The sequence below is a fragment of the Pseudomonas poae genome, from assembly GCA_028869255.1.
Lineage (GTDB): Bacteria > Pseudomonadota > Gammaproteobacteria > Pseudomonadales > Pseudomonadaceae > Aquipseudomonas > Aquipseudomonas poae_C.
In genome coordinates, this window is sequence record CP110972.1 from 6515060 (window position 1) to 6531448 (window position 16389).

At 61.6% G+C, this 16389-nt stretch carries 13 protein-coding genes; 6 read left to right on the top strand and 7 right to left on the bottom strand.

Annotation, left to right across the window (positions count from 1 at the left end):
• Position 1: 1 nt before the first annotated feature.
• Positions 2 to 2836 carry an excinuclease ABC subunit UvrA gene (gene uvrA, locus LRS56_29645; GenBank protein ID WDU62801.1) on the bottom strand — a complete coding sequence of 945 codons (2835 nt, stop codon included), beginning with the start codon at positions 2834 to 2836 and terminating at the stop codon, positions 2 to 4.
• A 178-nt stretch (positions 2837 to 3014) separates the two neighbouring features.
• Between uvrA and LRS56_29650 the strand changes: the two genes are divergently transcribed.
• Both LRS56_29650 and LRS56_29655 read left to right on the top strand, forming a co-directional pair.
• Positions 3015 to 4409 carry an MFS transporter gene (locus tag LRS56_29650; protein ID WDU62802.1) on the top strand — a complete coding sequence of 465 codons (1395 nt, stop codon included), beginning with the start codon at positions 3015 to 3017 and terminating at the stop codon, positions 4407 to 4409.
• 9 nt (positions 4410 to 4418) lie between these two features.
• Complete coding sequence (locus LRS56_29655; protein WDU62803.1) at positions 4419 to 4943, top strand: single-stranded DNA-binding protein; 525 nt, start codon at positions 4419 to 4421, stop codon at positions 4941 to 4943.
• 67 nt (positions 4944 to 5010) lie between these two features.
• Here the strand turns inward: LRS56_29655 and LRS56_29660 are convergent, their stop codons facing one another.
• Positions 5011 to 5919, bottom strand: coding sequence for a LysR family transcriptional regulator (locus LRS56_29660; protein WDU62804.1), 909 nt, complete (start codon positions 5917 to 5919; stop codon positions 5011 to 5013).
• 102 nt (positions 5920 to 6021) lie between these two features.
• On the opposite strand from LRS56_29660, the gene tam reads away from it, so the two are divergent.
• Complete coding sequence (gene tam / locus LRS56_29665) at positions 6022 to 6783, top strand: trans-aconitate 2-methyltransferase (protein WDU62805.1); 762 nt, start codon at positions 6022 to 6024, stop codon at positions 6781 to 6783.
• 18 nt (positions 6784 to 6801) lie between these two features.
• On the opposite strand, the gene LRS56_29670 is transcribed toward tam, so the two are convergent.
• Positions 6802 to 7365 (bottom strand): cysteine hydrolase family protein, encoded by a 564-nt coding sequence (locus LRS56_29670; protein WDU62806.1) that lies wholly within the window; start codon positions 7363 to 7365, stop codon positions 6802 to 6804.
• Positions 7366 to 7602: 237 nt separating this feature from the next.
• Here LRS56_29670 and LRS56_29675 point away from each other — a divergent pair, with 237 nt between their 5' ends.
• Together LRS56_29675 and LRS56_29680 are read left to right on the top strand one after the other, a co-directional pair.
• The gene (locus LRS56_29675) at positions 7603 to 8712 is read left to right on the top strand and encodes a DUF3182 family protein (protein WDU62807.1); all 1110 of its coding nucleotides are present in this window, start codon (positions 7603 to 7605) and stop codon (positions 8710 to 8712) included.
• Complete coding sequence (locus LRS56_29680) at positions 8702 to 9457, top strand: alpha/beta fold hydrolase (protein ID WDU62808.1); 756 nt, start codon at positions 8702 to 8704, stop codon at positions 9455 to 9457. The genes LRS56_29675 and LRS56_29680 overlap by 11 nt, the downstream gene beginning before the upstream one ends.
• Positions 9458 to 9650: 193 nt before the next feature.
• Here LRS56_29680 and LRS56_29685 read toward each other — a convergent pair whose 3' ends face one another.
• The 4 genes from LRS56_29685 to LRS56_29700 form a co-directional block, all read right to left on the bottom strand.
• A complete protein-coding gene (locus LRS56_29685; GenBank protein ID WDU62809.1) occupies positions 9651 to 10607 on the bottom strand; it encodes a lysylphosphatidylglycerol synthase domain-containing protein in 957 nt (318 codons plus the stop codon).
• Positions 10597 to 11859 (bottom strand): cardiolipin synthase ClsB, encoded by a 1263-nt coding sequence (gene clsB / locus LRS56_29690; GenBank protein WDU62810.1) that lies wholly within the window; start codon positions 11857 to 11859, stop codon positions 10597 to 10599. The genes LRS56_29685 and clsB overlap by 11 nt, the downstream gene beginning before the upstream one ends.
• Entirely contained in the window at positions 11856 to 12635 is a 780-nt protein-coding gene (locus LRS56_29695; GenBank protein WDU62811.1) for an endonuclease/exonuclease/phosphatase family protein, read from the bottom strand. Before LRS56_29695 ends, clsB begins: the two co-directional genes overlap by 4 nt.
• Positions 12636 to 12845: 210 nt before the next feature.
• Complete coding sequence (locus LRS56_29700) at positions 12846 to 14048, bottom strand: MFS transporter (GenBank protein WDU62812.1); 1203 nt, start codon at positions 14046 to 14048, stop codon at positions 12846 to 12848.
• A gap of 174 nt (positions 14049 to 14222) precedes the next feature.
• Between LRS56_29700 and LRS56_29705 the strand changes: the two genes are divergently transcribed.
• Complete coding sequence (locus tag LRS56_29705) at positions 14223 to 16328, top strand: mechanosensitive ion channel family protein (protein WDU62813.1); 2106 nt, start codon at positions 14223 to 14225, stop codon at positions 16326 to 16328.
• The last annotated feature ends 61 nt before the right edge of the window (positions 16329 to 16389 follow it).

The following is a 16389-nucleotide window of genomic DNA, read 5'->3' on the forward strand; positions in this document are numbered from 1 at the left end:
ATCAGGCCCGGTCGCGCGCCAGCAATGGTTTCAAGTAGTAACCCGTATGGGACTGCGGCATCTCGCAGACCTGCTCCGGCGTACCCACCGCAATGATCTGGCCACCCTTGGAGCCGCCTTCCGGCCCCAGGTCAACCAGCCAGTCGGCCGTCTTGATCACATCCAGGTTGTGCTCGATCACCACCACGGTGTTGCCGTGGTCGCGCAAGCGGTGCAACACATCCAGCAATTGCTGAATATCCGCGAAGTGCAGGCCAGTGGTCGGCTCATCGAGGATATACAAGGTCTTACCCGTATCGCGCTTGGACAACTCGCGTGACAGTTTCACCCGTTGCGCTTCGCCACCGGACAACGTGGTTGCCGACTGCCCCAGCTTGATATACGACAGGCCCACATCCATCAGTGTCTGGAGCTTGCGCGCCAGCGCCGGGACCGCATCGAAGAACACCCGCGCTTCCTCGATGGTCATCTCCAGGGTTTCGTGGATGCTCTTGCCCTTGTATTTGATCTCCAGCGTCTCACGGTTGTAGCGCTTGCTCTTGCAGACATCACACGGCACGTAGATGTCCGGCAGGAAGTGCATCTCCACCTTGATCAGGCCATCGCCCTGGCAGGCTTCGCAGCGACCGCCCTTGACGTTGAACGAGAACCGGCCAGGCCCATAACCCCGCGAGCGGGATTCCGGCACACCGGCGAACAGTTCGCGAATCGGCGTGAACAACCCGGTATAGGTCGCCGGGTTGGAGCGCGGGGTACGGCCAATCGGGCTTTGGTCGATGTCGACGACTTTGTCCAGGTGCTCCAGGCCCTTGATGCTGTCGTGTGCCGCCGCTTCCAGGGTGGTTGCGCCGTTCAAGGCGGTAGCACTTAGCGGGAACAGGGTATTGTTGATGAGCGTTGATTTACCCGAACCGGAAACACCGGTCACACAGGTCAGCAGGCCCAGGGGAATCTCCAGGTCTACATTGCGCAAGTTGTTGCCGCGTGCGCCCTTGAGGTGCAACGCCATCTTCTTGTTGCGCGGCGTGCGCTTGGCCGGTACTGCGATCTTCACACGGCCGGACAAGTACTTGCCGGTCAGCGAGTCCGGGTGAGCCATCACCTCGGCAGGGGTGCCCTCGGCAACAATATGCCCGCCATGCACGCCCGCACCCGGGCCGATGTCGACTACATAATCAGCCAGGCGAATCGCATCTTCGTCGTGCTCGACCACAATCACCGTATTGCCGATATCGCGCAGATGTTTCAGCGTGCCCAGAAGGCGATCGTTGTCCCGCTGGTGCAGGCCGATCGACGGCTCATCGAGGATGTACAGCACGCCCACGAGCCCCGCACCAATCTGGCTGGCCAGGCGAATCCGTTGGGCTTCACCGCCGGACAAGGTGTCTGCACTGCGATCCAGCGATAGGTAATCCAGGCCCACGTTCACCAGGAACTGCAGGCGCTCGCGGATTTCCTTGAGGATCTTGTCAGCAATCTCCCCTCGGCGGCCCGTCAGTTTCAACGTGCCGAAGTATTCACTGGCATCACCGATCGGCAGGTTGGTCACCGCCGGCAACGTCTTCTCGCCGACCCACACATGCCGTGCCTCGCGACGCAGGCGAGTACCACGACAGTCCGGGCAAGGCTGGGTGCTAAGGAATTTCGCCAGCTCCTCACGCACGCTTGCCGATTCGGTCTCGCGGTAGCGGCGCTCAAGGTTCGGCACAATGCCTTCAAACGGGTGGGAGCGTTTTACGATATCGCCACGGTCGTTCAGGTATTTGAAGTCGACGTTCTGCGAGCCGCTGCCATGCAGGATGACTTTTTGCTGCTCGGCCGGCAGTTGGTTGAACGGCACTTCCAGGCTGAACTTATAGTGCGAGGCCAACGATCCCAACATTTGGAAGTAGTAGACGTTGCGCCTGTCCCAGCCGCGTATCGCGCCCTCTGCCAACGTCAGGTCACCATTGACCAGGCGCTTGATGTCGAAGAACTGCTTCACCCCCAGCCCGTCACAGGTCGGGCAGGCGCCGGCCGGGTTGTTGAAGGAAAACAGCTTGGGTTCCAGCTCGCTGATGGCGTGGCCGCAGATCGGGCAGGCAAAGCGCGCAGAGAAGATGATCTCTTCACCTGGCTCATCGTCCATCGGCGCCACCAGGGCAATGCCATCGGCCAGCTTCAGCGCGGTCTCGAAGGATTCCGCCAAGCGTTGCTGCAAGTCGGCGCGCACCTTGAAGCGGTCGACCACTACATCAATCGAATGCTTCTTCTGCTTGTCGAGCTTTGGCGCTTCGTCCAGCTCATACAGCTTGCCGTTGATGCGGGCGCGCACAAAGCCCTGCGCACGCAGCTCTTCGAAGACGGAAAGGTGTTCACCCTTGCGCTCGCGAATCACCGGTGCCAGCAGCATCAGCTTGGCGCCCTCCGGCTGGGCCAGCACCAGGTCGACCATCTGGCTGACGGTCTGGGCTTCCAGCGGGATATCGTGATCCGGGCAACGCGGAATACCCACGCGTGCATACAACAGGCGCAGGTAATCGTAGATTTCGGTAATGGTGCCCACGGTGGAACGTGGGTTATGGGAGGTCGACTTCTGCTCGATGGAAATCGCCGGCGACAGGCCTTCAATGGTGTCGACGTCGGGTTTTTCCATCATCGACAGGAACTGGCGGGCATAGGCCGACAGCGATTCCACATAGCGCCGCTGACCTTCGGCATACAGCGTGTCGAACGCCAGGGACGATTTGCCGGAGCCGGACAAGCCGGTGATGACGATCAGTTTGTCCCGGGGCAGGGTCAGGTCAATGTTCTTCAGGTTGTGGGTTCTAGCCCCACGAATCAGGATCTTGTCCAAGATGGCCTCGCACGGCGGGCGTAAATAATGCCGGAGTATACGGCTAAAGACTGGATGAATATACACTGTCAAAAGGCCGCTTGCAGCCTTACATGAAAGCTGCGCGGCAAACCGCCGCATATACCCTCTCAATCGATGGGACTGGTAGAATCGCCGCCGGTTCACACGAGGTTTTTCCATGCACGATCCCCACAGCGAACGCATGAGTAGCGGCGAGACCCGAGCGGCAAGCGGTCTGGCCCTGGTGTTCGCCTTCCGTATGCTTGGCATGTTTATGGTGTTGCCGGTGCTGGCGACCTATGGAATGGATCTGGCAGGCGCGACCCCCGCATTGATCGGCCTGGCGATTGGCGCCTATGGCCTGACCCAGGCGCTTTTTCAAATTCCGTTCGGGATCATTTCCGACCGTATTGGCCGTCGGCCCGTTATTTACCTCGGGCTGATCGTGTTCGCGCTCGGCAGTGTACTCGCGGCGCAGTCCGACTCGATCTGGGGCGTAATCGCCGGGCGCGTCCTACAAGGTGCCGGTGCGATTTCCGCTGCCGTCATGGCCTTGCTGTCGGACCTGACCCGCGAACAACACCGCACCAAGGCCATGGCCATGATTGGCATGACCATCGGGCTGTCCTTCGCTGTGGCGATGGTGGTCGGCCCGTTGTTGACCCGTGCCTTTGGTTTGCACGGGCTGTTCCTGGCCACCGGCGGTATGGCGTTGTTCGGGATCGTGATCGTGGCCTTTATGGTGCCGCGCTCCACCGGCACCTTGCAGCACCGTGAATCAGGTGTGGCGCGCAAGGCGCTGTTGCCGACGCTCAAGCACCCCGACCTGCTGCGCCTGGATTTAGGTATCTTCGTGTTGCACGCCATGCTGATGTGCAGCTTCGTCGCGTTGCCCCTGGCACTCGTCGAAAAAGCCGGTTTGCCCAAGGAACAGCACTGGTGGGTCTACCTCACCGCGCTTTTGATTTCATTCTTCGCCATGATCCCGTTCATTATCTATGGCGAGAAAAAACGCAAAATGAAACGAGTTTTGCTCGGCGCCGTCGCGACATTGATGCTCACTGAACTATTCTTCTGGCAGTTCGGCGACAGCCTGCGGGCGCTGGTAATCGGCACGGTGGTGTTCTTCACCGCGTTCAACCTGCTGGAGGCGTCGTTGCCTTCGCTGATCAGTAAGGTTTCACCGGCCGGCGGCAAGGGCACGGCAATGGGGGTGTATTCCACCAGCCAGTTCCTCGGTTCTGCACTGGGCGGCATCATGGGTGGCTGGATGTTCCAGCATGGCGGTTTGTCGGTTGTGTTCCTTGGATGCGCAGGGCTGGCTGCACTTTGGCTGGTCTTTGCTGTTACCATGCGCGAACCCCCGTACGTCACAAGCCTGCGCCTGCCGTTGTCGCCCGAAGCAATTCGTGAAGCTGGCCTGGTAGAGCGCCTGAAGGCCGTCGTAGGGGTAACAGATGCAGTCGTGGTCGCGGAAGAGGCGGCCATTTACATCAAATTGGACACCGAATTATTGGATCGCGCGACGCTCGAGCAACTGGTCAACCCAGTGCCGACAGCGCGCCCAGCCTAGGAGAACGTTATGGCCCGTGGGGTTAACAAAGTCATATTGGTCGGTACTTGCGGCCAGGATCCCGAAGTTCGCTACTTGCCTAACGGTAACGCCGTGACCAACCTGAGTCTGGCGACCAGCGAACAGTGGACCGACAAGCAGACCGGTCAGAAGGTCGAGAAAACCGAATGGCACCGTGTGTCGATGTTCGGCAAGGTTGCAGAGATCGCCGGTGAATACCTGCGCAAAGGTTCGCAGGTCTACATCGAAGGCAAACTGCAAACCCGCGAGTGGGAAAAAGACGGTATCAAGCGCTACACCACTGAAATCGTAGTCGACATGCAAGGCACCATGCAGCTGCTGGGCGGCCGTCCACAGGGCGACCAACAAGCCGGTGGCAACAACTACCAGCAGTCCGCTCCAGCCCCACGCCAGCAGGCTCCGCGCCCACAGCAGTCGGCACCGCAGCAGTCGCGTCAGGCGCCGCCGCCACAGCAGGCCGCTCCGCAACCGGCTCCGGATTTCGACAGCTTTGATGACGATATCCCGTTCTAAGGTCCCGCACCTGGAACGCACAAAACCCCCGACGGCCCTGGCCTCGGGGGTTTTTTATGGCCGGTGATCAGGCGTCCTTCGACGCTGCGGTGATGACCATTTCCTTGAATCGTCGCAATACGGCTGAGCCATCATCCTGTCGGGTGGCCAGATGTAACGGCGCTACCAGGCTTTGGCACTCGGTCAGTTCCCGGTAGACGATGCCGTCCCCACGCAGCCGTTGCATCGACGCCGGCACGATGGACACTCCTAGCCCTGCTGCCACCAGGCTCAAGGTGGCCGTCATGCGCGGGGCCTCCTGCACCACCTGCGGGCTGAACCCTGCTTCACGGCAGGCCACCAGAATGGCGTCATAGAGCCCCAACCCTACGCGCCGGCGATACAACACGAAGGGCCCGGTGGCCAACGCAGCCAGCGGCAGGGGCGATTTGAAGTCGAGTGCCAACGGGTGATCGGTGGGCAGCGCCAACAGCATGGGTTCCACCAGAATCGGTTGGTCCTGCAGTATTTGCATGCCACTGAGCGGTGAGCGGATAAACGCCGCGTCGAGCTTTTCATGCGCGAGCGCGTCCAGCAGTTCGCCGGTGCCTGCTTCTTCCAGCACCACCGAGACGCCGACGAAAGTTTCGCGAAACCGCCGCAATACACTCGGCACAAAGGGGTGCAAGGCCGCCGAACTGGTGAACCCGATGGCCAGCCGGCCTCGCTCACCACGCGCCGCGCGCCGCACCACGTCGGCCACCGCGTCGACCCGGGCCAGCACCTCGCGTGCTTCATCGAGCAACGCCAGCCCAGCGGTAGTTGGCCGCACGCCACGGGGCAAGCGCTCCATCAGGACCACGCCCAACTCGGCTTCGAGGCTCTGCAGTAATCGCGTGAGTGGCGGCTGCTGCATGCCCAGGCGTTCCGCCGCCCGGGTGATATAGCCTTCTTCGGCAATGGCAACGAAGGCATTGAGTTGGCGAAGCTCCAGCATAGGGATACTTTCCAGGTATGGCAGGTCGCCAATCCTGGCATTTGTTCTCATGGCTCACAAGATTTAGGCTGTGGCCAACCTCGAAAAACAAGGAAAGCCGTGATGACCTGGTCAGCCAAGCAATACACGATGTTCGAACAGCAGCGAACCCGCCCCGTCCGCGACCTGGTTGCGGCTATTCCTAACACTTCGGTGCGCACGGCTGTCGACCTGGGATGCGGCCCCGGTAACTCCACGCAAGTGTTGGCCGAGCGGTTCCCGCACGCGCAAGTCACCGGCATGGACAGCTCTGACGACATGTTGGTCGACGCCCGCAAACGCCTGCCGGCGCTCAGCTTCGAGCTGGCGGATATCGGCGCCTGGAACCCCGCGCAAACATTTGACGTGATTTTGGCCAACGCCTCCCTGCAATGGCTGCCCGACCACGCCACGCTCTACCCACATCTGGCCAACCAACTGAACCCCGGTGGCACACTGGCGGTGCAGACCCCGGACAACCTTGACGAGCCTGCTCACCGGTTGGCGCGAGAGGTGGCCGCTGACGGCCCATGGGCGGCGAAGATCGGCGCGGTTGAACACAATCAACGGCACGCCGCGAGCTACTACTACGAGTTACTCAGCAAACATTGCAGCACCGTGGACGTGTGGCGCACCACCTACCTGCACCCGCTGGCCGATCACGCGGCAGTGGTGGAGTGGTTCAAGGCGTCAGCCTTGCGGCCGTTTCTTGCACCCTTGAATGACGAAGAAAAAGCCGCCTTCCTACGGGAATACCAGGCGCGGATTACCCAGGCTTACCCAGCCCTGTCCGACGGCGGCGTGTTGCTGCCATTCCCACGGCTGTTCATCATCGCCACCCGCTAAAACCACCGCAGGTGGCGGTTACACGGCCGCCGCTTGCGCCTGCAGGTATTCATCTGCGGACACCACGTTCGCATAGGCGAAGGCCAGCGCCGCCATAAAGGCGCCATGCGCGTGCGCCGCCGGAATCACCTGCCCATTGAACTCCAGATCCCGCGTGGCGCAGGCGTCGTGGATGACGGTGACCTTGTAGCCCAGGTCTGCCGAAGCCCGCACCACGGCGTCGATGCACATATGGCTCATGCTGCCGACCACCACCACCTCGGTGATGCTGCGTTGCTCCAGTAACGTGCGCAGGTGGGTTTCGCGAAACGCATTCACGAAGTGTTTAAGCACCACCGGTTCATTGCCCTGGTTCAGTGCCTTGGGGTGCAGTAACGCGCCTTCGGAACCCGGGGTGAAGAACGGCGCATCTTGCGAGGTAAACTCGTGGCGCACATGAATCACCGCATCCCCGGCTGCGCGAAACGCCTGGAGCACCTGCGCCGCCTTGTCCGCCGCCGGCTCCACGCCCTCGAGCGGCCACTTGCCCTGGGGGAAGTAGTCGTTCTGGATATCGATCAGGATGAGCGCTTGCTTGGCCATGTGTAGTGCCTCGTGAGGGGGATGGGCCCTGTATCTTAGCTGGCGCCAGGGCGATGGGCGGTGTGAATCGTGCAGAACGCCGCGTATTTAGAGCGCCGTCGTGCAGAATCAAACAGGCCAACTGCCATCGTTTTTTGCGCAACTGATTGATTTCAAACCCATCTGCCCTGAACGCGCCTTGGCCTGATCCCTGCAACCTAATTTGCACACTCATGGCAGGACGCCCAAGGGGGACGCATGACCCCGACTCAACGCAAGAAACTGGTGGTAGCGCACTCCACACGAGACGGCGCGCCACAACACGAGGTCGAAACCAACCGCGCTTTGGCGCGCTGGCTGGCGCAGGTCCTGGGGCTCAAGTTCGGTGGCAGCTACGATCCGCAGCGTCATGCCGGGCGTGATCTTTACGTGCTGCCCACTCAAACCCTGGTCGGCCCCGCCCAGGCTCACGCGCTTAACGTCAAAGGCCCGCAAGACCTGTGGGGCGGCTATGTCGATCACGACTTTATCTGCACCAAAGCCATCACTCATGGTGTATTGGGCCCTGAAGCCGTGACGCCGCACGGTTGGTCGCCGGTGTTCTGCGAGCGTGTGCGCAAGGTGGTGCTGGATGGGTTGAGCGTCTTTGCGCTGCAGGATGCACGGGAAGCTGCCACCCGCCTGCTCTACAGCGGGCCGATCCGCCTCAAACCGGTACACGCCTGTGCCGGGCGCGGCCAGCAAGTTATCCGCAGCCTCGACGAGTTCGACACCTTGCTGGCGCGCCCGGACGCCGCGCAGCTGTTTGAAAGCGGCGTGGTGTTGGAGCAGGACCTGCACGACGTGGTCACCCACAGCGTAGGCCAGAGCTTTATTGGCGGTCACGTGTTCAGCTATTGCGGCGAGCAGTACCTGACCGAGGACGGGCAGGGCGAAGAGGTCTACGGCGGCTCCAACCTCTTGGTAGTGCCTGGCTATTACGAAGACTTGCTCAAGCTCGCTCTGCCCGACGACGTACGCCAGGCCATCGAGCAGGCGCAGGTGTTCGATACCGCCGCCGACGAGGCGTACCCCGGCTTCTACGCCTCGCGGCGCAATTACGACATTGCCCAGGGCCTGGACAGCGACGGCCAGCGCCGCAGTGGCGTGCTTGAACAATCCTGGCGCATGGGCGGGGCCAGCAGCGCGGAAGTCGCGGCGCTGCAAAGCTTTATCAACCACCCGGGCCTTAAGGCCATTCACGTGTCTTCGGTGGAAACCTATGTAGACCCGGTCCTGCCGGCGGATGCCATTGAGGTGTACCGCGGCCCGGCGGAAAACAGCGACTTTCTTCTAAAGTACGTAACGGTTAAATCTTATGACGGCTAGAAGCGAAAGCATTGCGATCGATATCGACGACGAACAGATGAGCGGGACGTTCCTGAGCCCCAAATCCAAAGTGCCAGGCGTGTTGTTTGTACACGGCTGGGGCGGCAGCCAGGAGCGCGACCTGGAGCGCGCCAAAGGCATCGCCGGGCTTGGCTGCGTGTGCCTGACCTTTGACCTGCGCGGGCATGCCGGCACTGGCATTCCATTGTCCCGCGTGACCCGCGAAGACAACCTGCGCGACCTGCTGGCGGCTTACGACCGGCTATTGTCGCACCCGGCCATCGACACCTCGGCGGTGGCGGTGGTGGGCACCAGTTATGGCGGTTACCTGGCGGCGATTCTGACCTCATTGCGCCCGGTGCGCTGGCTGGCGCTGCGCGTGCCGGCGTTGTACCGCGACCAGGAATGGCTCACGCCCAAGCGTGATCTGGATAAGGCCGATTTGATGGATTACCGCAGTACGCTGGTGCACGCCGAAACCAACCGTGCTTTGCATGCCTGCGCGAAATTCACCGGGGATGTGCTGATCGTCGAATCGGAAACCGACGACCATGTGCCCCACGCCACCATCATGAGTTACCGGGCCGCATGCCAGCAGACGCATTCACTGACTCACCGCATCATCGATGGCGCCGACCACTCGCTGAGTGATCCGGTGTCACAGCAGGCGTACACCTCGATCCTGGTGGACTGGATCACCGAGATGGTGGTGGGTGAGCGGTTGAGCATCATCCAAGCCCGATAACCTGTGGCCAAGGGGCTGTTGTGGCAAGCGGGCCTGTGTGGCGAGCGGGCTTGCCCGCGTTGGGCCGCGCAGCGGCCCCAAACCAGGCGCTAAGATCGTTCAGGAAAAATCCCGGCGTCTTTACTGGGGCTGCTTCGCAGCCCAACGCGGGCAAGCCCGCTCGCCACAACAGCCCGCTGGCCACTGGGGTGATTCAGGCAGGCGCCTTCTTCACCCGCAACGCCTTGGCCTTCGCCTCCACGCCCAGGTACATCACCAGCGCGATCAGCAGCGGCACAATAAAGTAGATGGCGCGGTAGGCAATCAACCCGGCCAGTAGACTGCCCCGCGACGCTTCATGCTGCAACAGCGCAATGAACACCGCCTCCAGCACGCCGAGCCCGGCCGGGATATGCGTGAGCACACCGGCAATCGCACTGATCAGCAACACCCCCAGCACCAAGGGATAGTCGAGTTTGGCCGGCAACAACGTGAAGATCACTGCCGCCATCAGCGACCAGTTCAACGCGCCCAGCATCAACTGCAAACACGCCATGCGCAGCGACGGCAGGTTGATCTCCATGCCGCGAATCGTCCACGCACGCTTTTTCGAGTACTGGCAGGCCACCAGATAACCCAGGCTGGCCAGCACCAACAACGCGCCGATGCCCTGCAATGCACTGGTGCTGACTTTCCACCCGGGCGGCATCGTGACCAGGCCGCTGCTGAAAATCGCCCCGGCGATTGCCATATAGCCAAACCAATTGGTGGCCAGGCTCAGGCCGAGGATCTTGGCGATGTTGCCGGTGCTCACCCCCAGCCGTGAGTACAGCCGGTAGCGCATCGCGATGCCGCCGACCCAGGCGCTGAGGTTGAGGTTGAACGCATAGCTGATGATCCCCACCGGCAGGATCTGTTTCCAGCCCAGGGGCTGGCGAATGTAGGTGCGGCCGATCAGGTCGAAGCTGGCGTACACCAAAAAGCTGCACAACGTCAGCGCGCTGGCGATCACCAATGTGCGCACCTTGAAATCGCCCAGGGTCTGCAGCACTTCGCTCCAGTCGATGCGCCGGGCGAGCAGGGTGAACAGCACAATCAGCAGCAAGAAGAAGGCGATGGTCAGCGGTTTCTTCCAGCGTTTGAACCGCGAACCTTTGGTTTCAGGCGTCATGGGGGTTGGCCTCAAAGGGCTTCAATCGCGGTTTGTGCGCCGGCAACCAGCCTGTCAGCGCGGGGAAGTGGCGCATCACATGGAACACCAGGAAACCGACGGTCAGTCGCCATAACCACAGGCGCGGCTTGCGGTTTTCCGGCATGGTCTGGCAATGGTTTCTGGCCAGCGCTTCCAGGCGTTCATACAGTTGTTGATTGAATGCCCGGTCGCGAATCAGCACGTTGGCCTCCAGGTTCAGCGACAGGCTCAACGGGTCCAGGTTGCTGGAACCCACGGTGCTCCATTCGTCATCCACCAGCGCGACCTTGCCGTGCAGCGGGCGCTGGCAATACTCATGAATCACCACGCCGTCCTTGAGCAGGTAGTCGTAGAGCATGCGTGCGGCCAACTTGGCCAGCAGCACGTCGGGCTGGCCCTGCATGATCAACTGCACCTGTACGCCTCGGCGCGCCGCATTGCGAATTTCGCGCAGCAGGCGGTAGCCGGGGAAGAAGTAGGCGTTGGCGATCACTGCGCGTTTTTGCGCCTTGCTCAGCGCGTGGATATACGCCTCTTCGATGTCGTCACGGTGCTGTAAGTTATCGCGGTAAATCAGGCGCACCAAGCCATCGCCATGCTCGGTGGGCCAGGGCGAAGGCCGTTGCTGGCGTCGCCGCCAGCCGCGTCGCGTGCGTACCTGGCGACCACTTTGCGCCAGAGCGAAATGATGCAGGTCCGCCACCGCCGGGCCAATCACTTGCACGGCATAATCCTGCTTGGCCTGCGGGCCATAATCGCCCAAATGATCGGCAGAGAAATTGATCCCGCCAATAAACCCGACCTCTGCGTCCACCACCACAATCTTGCGGTGCAAGCGGCGAAACCAGTTGGTGCGAATGCCCAGCGTCTTGGACGCCGGGTCAAACATCTGCACCGCCACGCCAGCCTCGGCCAGCTCCCCGAGAAACGCCGGGCTCAGCTCGCCGCAACCAAAGCCGTCGAGGCTCACCACCACCTTCACGCCGCGTTGTGCGGCCTCGATCAGAATGCCTTGCAGCTCATGCCCGACCTTGTCCTCGAAGAGAATGAAGGTCTCCAGCAGGATCTCCCGTCGCGCCTGGCGCAATGCCTCGAACACCTTTGGGAAGTACGCCTCGCCGTTCTCCAGCAACTCGATTTGGTTGCCGCTCTGCCAGCCGTAGTCCAGGTCACGCGCCTTGGCTTCGTCGGGCGGTTGATCGGTGGAAATATGCTCCACGGCGACGTTCATAGCTCGATCTCCACCGACAGCGGTACGTGGTCCGATAGATGCGACCAGGGGCGGGTGGTGAGCACCCGGGGGTTATGCACCTTCAAATTGCGCACATAAATCCGGTCCAGCGGCAGCAACGGCAGGCGCGCCGGGAAGGTGCGCGCAGGTTTGCCCAGGGTTTGCACGAATACTTCCTGCAGGCCGCTCTGGCTCAGGTCGGCCTTCTGGCGCCAATCGTTGAAATCGCCGGCCACCACCAGTGGTGCGTCGGCCGGGATCTCCTGGATGCGCTGTTCCAGCAAGCGCAATTGTTGTTGGCGATGCACCTCGCGCAGGCCCAGGTGGATGCAGATGGCATGCACCTCTTGCCCGGTGCCCGGCAGGCGCAGCACGCAATGCAACAGGCCACGGTTTTCATGGCCGCTTTGGGAGATATCGAGGTTGTCATAGCGCACGATCTGGAATTTCGAGAGCAGCGCATTGCCATGGTCGCCATGCGGGTACACCGCGTTGCGCCCGTAGGCAAACTGCGGCCAGATACTGTCGGCGAGGAATTCATACTGCGGCATGTTCGGCCAGTCGCTGTAGCGCTGCGGGTGGCGTTCGTGGGTGCCGTGGATTTCCTGCAGGAACACCATGTCGGCGCCCACACTGCGCACTGCTTCACGCAGTTCGGGCAGGATGAAACGTCGATTCAGGGCCGTGAAGCCCTTGTGGATATTGACCGTCAGCACCGTGAAGCGAGTGATGGCATCGCTGGGGGTGATGGGCACCCAGTCGGGGATCGCAGCCATGATTGCTCCTGTAAAAGAGTGGGGGCCTGGCCCCCGTTTATGGGTGACTGCAATTTTTGGCAGAAAGTTTCCACCTTCCTACAGACGGCGTAGATCCAAATGTGGGAGGGGCTTGCCCCCGATGGCGGCGTGTCAGTTAAGGGATGCTCCGCTGACTCACCGCTATCGGGGGCAAGCCCCCTCCCACAATTGAACTGTGGTGTACCTGAGTCAGTGACCTGCCACTACCCGGCCCGACGACTCGGCATACACCGGCCCCAAGCGATCCAATCGCCCGCTCCACGCGGTCAGTGCCAGTGCCACCAATACCACCAGCCCGCCAATCCATGCCGTATGGATCAACCCCATATGGGCCACGATCAAACCACCGGCCCACGCACCACCGGCGATCCCCAGGTTAAATGCCGCGATGTTCAGCCCCGAGGCCACATCCACCGCATTCGGCGTGTGATGCTCGGCCTGGCGCACCACATACACCTGCAGGCCCGGCACGTTACCGAAGGCGACCGCGCCCCACACCAGCACGGTGGCCAGGGCCAACCATGGGTTGCCGGCGGTGAACGTCAGCACAAACAGCACCGCCGCCAGCAGGGCAAAGATGATTTTCAACGCACTGATCGGGCCGCGTTTATCTGCCAGTTTGCCGCCCCAGATATTCCCGGCGGCCACCGAGATGCCATACACCAGCAACACCAGGCTCACGGTGCCGGCGCTGAAGCCTGCGATGTCCTGAAGGATCGGCGCCAGGAAGGTAAACGCGATAAACGAACCGCCGTAACCGATGGCCGTCATGGCATACACCAGCAGCAAACGGGGTTGCTTGAGCACTTGCAGTTGTTGCAGCAACGAGGCGGGTTTGCTGTGGGCAATGTTTTTGGGCACGTAGATCAGGCTGCCGATAAACGCGACCACCCCCAGCGCCGAGACGGCGAGAAAGGTTTCACGCCAGCCGAAATGCTGGCCGATAAACGTACCCAGCGGCACCCCGGTGACCAGTGCGACCGTCAGGCCGGTAAACATGATGGCAATCGCGCTCGCGGCTTTTTCCTTCGGCACCAGGCTGGTGGCGATGGTCGAGCCAATCGAGAAAAACACCCCGTGGGCCAGCCCGGTGACGATCCGCGCCAGCACCAGCGACTCGTAGCTCGGCGCTTTCCAGGCCAGCAGGTTGCCGAGGGTGAACAGCACCATCAGCGACAGCAGCAGGAATTTGCGCGGCACCTTGCCGGTGAGGGCGGTGAGTACCGGCGCGCCAATGGCCACGCCCAGGGCGTAGAGGCTGACCAGCAGGCCGGCGGACGGCAGATCAACGCCAAGGTCGGCGCCGATGGTGGGTAACAGGCCAACGATGACGAACTCGGTCGTCCCGATGGCGAAAGCGCTGAGGGTCAGCGCGAGCAAGGCAATGGGCATGGCTGCAACTCCGGTGGGTTTCAATAGCGCGCAGTGTCTGGGTTTGGCGTGTGCGGAATAAGACGGGGATCGGCATTTGATATTTGCTTGCCAGGCAAAGATGCCGAAACCGGGGAACGATCGAGGCGCAAACCCGTCAGTTCCTTACAGACCCTTCTGAAGGAGCCCGGAGTTTTGCCGAATTTAAAAACTGCATTACTGCTCGGCGCGCTGCTGTTGTGTGGCAGCGGCGCACTGCACGCCGCGGCCACCGCGCCTGAACCCGAAGCGCCGGCCAAGCCGGAGTTGCTGGTGGAAGGCGGCCTGCTCGGTGCCATCAGCTCCAGCATCGATGATGTGCAACAGAAGCTGGATCTCAACCAGAACCTGATTGACGAATGGCGCTTGCGCGCCGACCGGGCGGCGGATGAAGTCGGGCGCCTGGTCGACCAGACGGCCCAGCGTTCGCCGTGGAGCATTGCCGGGGATTTCCTGTTGCTGTCGGGGGTGTGGATCGGCGCGTTCACCCTGCTGACATTACTCGGGCGCTTTATTGTGCAGCGCTTGAGCCGGCGCGCATTTATCGCGCCGCGCAGGCGTTTGCAGGCGGTGCTCGGGTACGTGGTGCCCTATACGATCCCCGCGTTGATCTGCCTGCCGCTGGCCTTGTACGTCAGCCACTTTTTACCCACCTCCATCGGCCGTGCGCTGGCGCTGTGTTTTGCCTACGCGACCAGCAGCGGCATCTTTTCCACGTCGATGCTGCTGTGCGTGATTGTGATGTTCAACGTCGGACACAAACGCCCGGCCGTGCAGATTATTCGCGATTACTGCCCCAAGCCGCTGTTCCTGATCGGCTTCCTCGCGGCCCTCAGCGACGCGCTGACCAGCCCGCAGATCGCCCGTCAGCTTGGCGGCAATATCACCAGCAGTATCGCGGTGTTTACCGGCCTGTTTGCCGCGGTGATTTTCGGTGTGCTGGTGGTGCGTCTGCGTCGTCCGGTGGCGCATCTGATCCGTAATCGGCCGCTGGCCCAGCGCCTTAAACACCCGGCGTTGCAGCAATCGCTGCGGGTGTTTTCCGGGTTGTGGTACTGGCCGATTCTGTTGATGGTGCTGGTCTCGGCGATCAACTTGATCGGCGCCGGCGACGATAATCAGAAGGCCCTGCGTTGCGCGCTGTTCACCACCATTCTGCTGATCGGCACGGTGTTTCTCAGCACCGTGTTGCAGCACCTGTTCAAGTCCCGCAGCCAGGTGGCGGTCCAGCGCAGCAGCGCGTACAAAGAACGTTTCCTCAGCCTGTTGCACGCGATATTGCGCATCGTCATGGCCATCGCCTTTATCGAGATACTCGGGCGAATCTGGGGCGTGTCGCTGTTCGAATTTGCCCAGCGCAACTCGGTCGGCCGGGCGATCAGCGATTCCCTCAGCAGCATCGGCCTGATCCTGCTGATGACCTGGTTGTTCTGGGTGGTGCTCGACACCGCGATCCAGGAAGCGCTGAAACCGCCGGTGAATAAACGCTCCAGCCGCCAGCCGAGCACGCGGGTCAAAACCATCCTGCCGTTGTTGCGCAATGCGGTGAAAATCATTCTGGTGGTGATCTGTGCGATCACCACCATGGCCAACCTGGGGATCAACGTCGCGCCTTTGCTGGCGGGTGCCGGGGTGGTCGGCCTGGCGATTGGTTTCGGTTCCCAGCAATTGGTCCAGGACGTGATCACCGGCCTGTTCATCATCATCGAAGACACGCTGTCGATTGGCGATTGGGTGGTGCTCGACTCCGGCCACGCCGGCACCGTCGAGGGCCTGACCATCCGCACCTTGCGCCTGCGCGACGGCAAGGGGTTTGTGCACTCGGTGCCGTTCGGGCAGATCAAGGCGGTCACCAACCAGTCGCGGCAATTTGCCTATGCGTTTTTCTCGGTGCAATTCACCTACGACACCGATGTGGACAAGGCCGTGGAGTTGATCCGCGAGGCCGGGCAGGCGATCCGCGACGATGTATTCCTCAAGTACAACCTGCAAGGGCCACTGGAGGTGTTCGGCGTCGACAAGATGGACCTCAACGGCGTGGTGCTGACCGCGCAGTTCCGCACCGTGTCGGGTGGGCAATATGCGGTCAGCCGGGCGTTTAACCAGCGCTTGAAAAAGCTTGTGGATCACTGTGATGAGGTGCACTTCGCGCAGACTTATCCACAGCAGGTGTTGTTGCCCAAGCGTACGCCGCAGGTGGATGAGGCGGGGGAAGAGGTGCCGGCGTCGGTGGTGTTGACGGAGCAGCCGCGTACCCAATGATTCCAGGGTGACTGGGCCTACGCCTTCGCGAGCAAGCCCGCTCCCACATTTGCAATGCATT

What these genes read in the sequence shown, in the direction of transcription:
- LRS56_29650 (WDU62802.1), top strand. Translation starts at nt 3,015, where the DNA reads ATGCACGATCCCCACAGCGAACGCATGAGTAGCGGCGAGACCCGAGCG.
- LRS56_29655 (WDU62803.1), top strand. Translation starts at nt 4,419, where the DNA reads ATGGCCCGTGGGGTTAACAAAGTCATATTGGTCGGTACTTGCGGCCAG.
- LRS56_29660 (WDU62804.1), bottom strand. Translation starts at nt 5,919, where the DNA reads ATGCTGGAGCTTCGCCAACTCAATGCCTTCGTTGCCATTGCCGAAGAA.
- tam (WDU62805.1), top strand. Translation starts at nt 6,022, where the DNA reads ATGACCTGGTCAGCCAAGCAATACACGATGTTCGAACAGCAGCGAACC.
- LRS56_29670 (WDU62806.1), bottom strand. Translation starts at nt 7,365, where the DNA reads ATGGCCAAGCAAGCGCTCATCCTGATCGATATCCAGAACGACTACTTC.
- LRS56_29675 (WDU62807.1), top strand. Translation starts at nt 7,603, where the DNA reads ATGACCCCGACTCAACGCAAGAAACTGGTGGTAGCGCACTCCACACGA.
- LRS56_29680 (WDU62808.1), top strand. Translation starts at nt 8,702, where the DNA reads ATGACGGCTAGAAGCGAAAGCATTGCGATCGATATCGACGACGAACAG.
- LRS56_29685 (WDU62809.1), bottom strand. Translation starts at nt 10,607, where the DNA reads ATGACGCCTGAAACCAAAGGTTCGCGGTTCAAACGCTGGAAGAAACCG.
- clsB (WDU62810.1), bottom strand. Translation starts at nt 11,859, where the DNA reads ATGAACGTCGCCGTGGAGCATATTTCCACCGATCAACCGCCCGACGAA.
- LRS56_29695 (WDU62811.1), bottom strand. Translation starts at nt 12,635, where the DNA reads ATGGCTGCGATCCCCGACTGGGTGCCCATCACCCCCAGCGATGCCATC.
- LRS56_29700 (WDU62812.1), bottom strand. Translation starts at nt 14,048, where the DNA reads ATGCCCATTGCCTTGCTCGCGCTGACCCTCAGCGCTTTCGCCATCGGG.